Source organism: Anaerosporobacter sp. (genome assembly GCF_031551385.1).
In the GTDB taxonomy this organism is placed as follows: domain Bacteria; phylum Bacillota; class Clostridia; order Lachnospirales; family Lachnospiraceae; genus Anaerosporobacter.
Map to the genome: position 1 here is coordinate 1 of NZ_JAVBNS010000102.1, position 4,146 is coordinate 4,146.

Sequence of the window (4,146 nt, forward strand, 5' to 3'; positions counted from 1 at the left end):
AATCATTTTGTTATATTAATATTACGGTTGAACTAATGTTCAATCTCAAGCCTTACACCATACTGTTGCGAACATTTTACGTGAGTAGTAACATGTTGGATATAGAAAAAAGAATACTAGTACAGTATAATAGAACATAGTAAGAGAAAAAAAGAAACAACACGTTAGCTAGTTAGGTATTGTTTTTTATTATAGATAGGAGCAAGGTCGACGATGAAGATTTATTTGGTAAGGCATGGAGAGACAGATTGGAATATTGAGAGGCGTTTTCAAGGACTTGAGGATATTCCTTTGAATGAGACAGGGAAAAAGCAGGCAAAGGAGTGTGCACAAGCATTGACCTCAACTTCCTTTGAGGCAATCTATTCAAGTCCTTTGCAACGAGCATATGACACAGCAACAATTATTGCAGATACGATAAATGCATTTCATATGGAGCAGGGAACACAAGAAGCTGTTTTGGCAGTACAGAAGGATTCGCGTTTACTTGAACGAGATTTTGGTAAGATATCGGGATTGCTACCTGACGATAGAAAAGCTTTTCTTGCGTCTGGAGAGGATGCGTGTATGGAGGAGTTTGAACATTTAACAAATCGTCTTATAGAGGCTCTTGAAGAGTATCGAAGAGAGTATCAAGGACAAAATATTCTTGTTATTGCACATGGTGGTGTGATTAATGCGATTTTACATGTGTTTTCGAACGGCGAGATTGGTACGGGAAAAACATTGGTAGCGAATACAAGTGTCGCTATTTTGGAAGATAGTGAAGGTGTATTAAAAATCGAGACATATAACAAACATTTATAGAAATAGCAAATTGATAATTATGCACTATGTATAATTTTTATGTAATAAAAAGAATTATAAAAACAATTGCATTTCAGTAGTATTCCGATTATAATTAGACGGAGAGCGTATTTTTATACTGTGTATGGTGTTTATAGATATAAACATTTATACGGTATAATAATTCAACATACATATTAAAAGGAAGAGGAGATAAACAGATGATTAAACTTTATGACAACGGTGTTTACCTGTTAAATGGAACGGAAATCATTGAAAATAATAACGAAGCAAACGCAGTACTTGCTTCAAAGTTAGGTGATGGAGTTATAGCGAAGGAAGAAGCGGCAAAGAATACAATGACTTATGGAATTCTTGAAGCGCATAATACTTCTGGAAATATGGACAAGCTAAAAATTAAATTTGATAAATTAACTTCACATGATATTACTTTCGTAGGAATTATTCAAACAGCAAGGGCTTCAGGATTAGAAGAATTCCCAATCCCATATGTATTAACAAACTGCCATAACAGTCTATGTGCTGTTGGTGGAACAATTAATGAAGATGATCACATGTTTGGTTTGTCTTGTGCGAAAAAATATGGCGGTATGTATGTACCACCTCATCAAGCAGTAATTCACCAATTTGCTCGTGAAGTATTAGCGGCTGGTGGTAAGATGGTTCTTGGTTCAGATAGCCATACTCGTTATGGTGCTCTTGGTACTATGGCAATTGGTGAAGGTGGACCAGAGTTAGTAAAACAATTATTATGTAAAACATATGATATCAACATGCCAGGAGTTGTTGGTGTATATCTTACAGGAAAACCTAGAAAAGGTGTTGGTCCTCAAGATATCGCTCTTGCAATCATTGGAGAAGTATTTGCTAATGGTTATGTTAATAATAAAGTTATGGAATTCGTTGGTGATGGAATCGATAATCTAAGTGTAGATTACCGTATCGGAATTGATGTAATGACAACAGAAACAACATGTCTATCATCAATCTGGAAAACAGATGACCAAGTAAAAGAATTCTATGCAATTCATGGAAGAGTTGGTGATTATGAAGAGTTAGCACCAAAATCAGTTGCTTACTACGATGGAATGATTTATGTTGATTTAGCAGAAATCAAACCAATGATCGCTATGCCATTCCACCCAAGTAACGTATATACAATTGATGAAGTAAATGCAAATCTTTATGATATCTTAGATGATGTTGAGAAGAAAGCATTAGTAAGTCTTGATAATGCAAAAGTTAAATTCACATTAAAAGATAAAGTTAAGAATGGTAAATTATATGTAGAGCAAGGTGTTATTGCAGGTTGTGCAGGTGGTGGATTTGAAAATATCTGTGATGCAACAGACATTTTAGCAGGTAAGTACATTGGTTCTGATGAATTCAGTTTAAGTGTATATCCAGCCAGTCAACCAGTATATCTTGAACTTGTTAAGAACGGAAGTATTGCTAAGTTAATGGAAACAGGAGCAACTGTAAGAACTGCTTTCTGTGGACCATGTTTTGGTGCTGGTGATGTTCCTGCAAACAATGGTTTAAGTATCCGTCATTCTACTCGTAACGTCCCTAACCGTGAAGGTTCTAAGATTACAAGTGGACAAGTTGCTTCTGTAGCACTTATGGATGCTCGTTCGATTGCAGCAACAGCAGCAAACAAAGGTTACTTAACATCAGCAGAAGATATTGATGTAAACTTCTCTAAACCAAAATATTTCTATGATAGCAAGATTTATGATAATCGTGTATATAACGGTGTTGGAAAACCAGAAAAAGACGAAGAAGTAAAATTTGGACCAGGAATCGTTGATTGGCCATCTATGGTTGAATTAACAGATGATATCGTATTAAAAGTAGTTTCTGAAATTCATGATCCAGTAACAACAACAGATGAATTAATTCCTTCAGGAGAAACTTCATCTTACCGTTCAAATCCACTTGGATTAGCTGAATTTACATTATCACGTAAAGACCCAGCATATGTTGGTAATGCAAAGGAAGTTCGTGCATTTGAAGAAATTAGACGTACAGATGCATGTCCAACAGAAACAAATGAAGAAATTAAGAACGTATTTGATGTAATTAAAACGGTTTATCCAGACTTAAAAGTAAAAGACACTGAAATTGGAAGTGCTATCTATGCAGTGAAACCAGGTGATGGTTCTGCAAGAGAGCAAGCTGCAAGTTGCCAAAGAGTATTAGGTGGTTTAGCAAACATTGCGAAAGAATATGCGACAAAGAGATATCGTTCGAACTTAATCAACTGGGGTATGATTCCATTTATATTCGAGGAAGAAAACGAATTCCATAAGGGAGATTATATCTTTGTTAAGGATATTAAGAAAGCAATTGCTGAAAAGGCAACAGAAGTAAAAGCATATATCGTTCGTGATGAAATGGTTGAATTCGCATTAAAGATTGGTGAAATGACAGATGATGAAAGAGATATCATCATGAAGGGCTGTTTGATTAACTACTATAGAGCGTAATGAATAAGTAATAAGTATTAGAACCTCCAGAAATCGTTGTAGATACATCGGTTTTTGGAGGTTTATTTTAATCATAAGGTTTTTATCAGTATTTGCATGATGTAAAAAATCTACGGTATGAATGCGTTAAAAAAGCAATGCTATAAATTGACATTATGGTTTATACAAGTTATAATCTACCATAAAGCTTATTGAGTGGAAATGTTATTGTGTGGTAAGAAAAGCAAAACATTCAATGGGTAAAAGTGTTGATAAAACAATATAGAATGAGGTGTATTAATGGCAGATGATAAGAAACTAGTTGAAAAGAAACCAGTTGCTAAGAAAAAGGTAGCTGTTACGAATAAACTTAGCAAGGAAGAGCAGTTAGAACAATTATATCAAAAGACAATAGCAGTCTTTAATAGCATGTCCTGTATGACTGTGACAAAATCTAAATTAGACATGTATAATCATTTGAAGAACGAATTTGGTTCTTTGAAGGATTACAAGGATTCTGAGGAGTATGTGAAGAAGTGCAAAGAGAATTATGAAGAGACCGAAAAGATGCTGATTCAAAAAGAGTATGATTATTGTTGCAGGCATTTAGAATTGGCAAAGACAGAGAAAGATTATAGTGAGTTGAGTCAAGCATTTAAAACTCTACTGGATTATAAAGATTCTGAAGAACTGGCACAACGATGTGACAAGATATTGAAGAGCAAGGCAAACAAGATGAAGTATGCAGTGATTCGTAAATCAGGTGTTGTACTAGCTTTACTTGTGTTAGTGCTGTTTGCTTGTACGAAACCTGGTAGATATAATGTGGCAAGGGTTTTCAACAAACTTACGTTTTATCAACGGTCAGCTA

3 protein-coding genes are annotated in these 4,146 nt (G+C 34.8%); all 3 read left to right on the top strand.

Annotated features, from left to right (window positions below; genetic code table 11):
- The first annotated feature begins 213 nt into the window (after positions 1-213).
- The gene (locus RMR19_RS09380) at positions 214-807 is read left to right on the top strand and encodes a histidine phosphatase family protein (RefSeq protein WP_310603232.1); all 594 of its coding nucleotides are present in this window, start codon (positions 214-216) and stop codon (positions 805-807) included.
- A 200-nt stretch (positions 808-1,007) separates the two neighbouring features.
- A complete protein-coding gene (locus RMR19_RS09385; protein ID WP_310603233.1) occupies positions 1,008-3,296 on the top strand; it encodes a hydratase in 2,289 nt (762 codons plus the stop codon).
- Positions 3,297-3,575: 279 nt separating this feature from the next.
- Positions 3,576-4,146: hypothetical protein (locus RMR19_RS09390; protein ID WP_310603234.1), on the top strand; the 571-nt coding region annotated here is incomplete at its 3' end.

Bases quoted from the DNA above. Each gene is read 5' to 3' on its own strand.
- RMR19_RS09380 (WP_310603232.1), top strand. From the start codon at position 214: ATGAAGATTTATTTGGTAAGGCATGGAGAGACAGATTGGAATATTGAG.
- RMR19_RS09385 (WP_310603233.1), top strand. From the start codon at position 1,008: ATGATTAAACTTTATGACAACGGTGTTTACCTGTTAAATGGAACGGAA.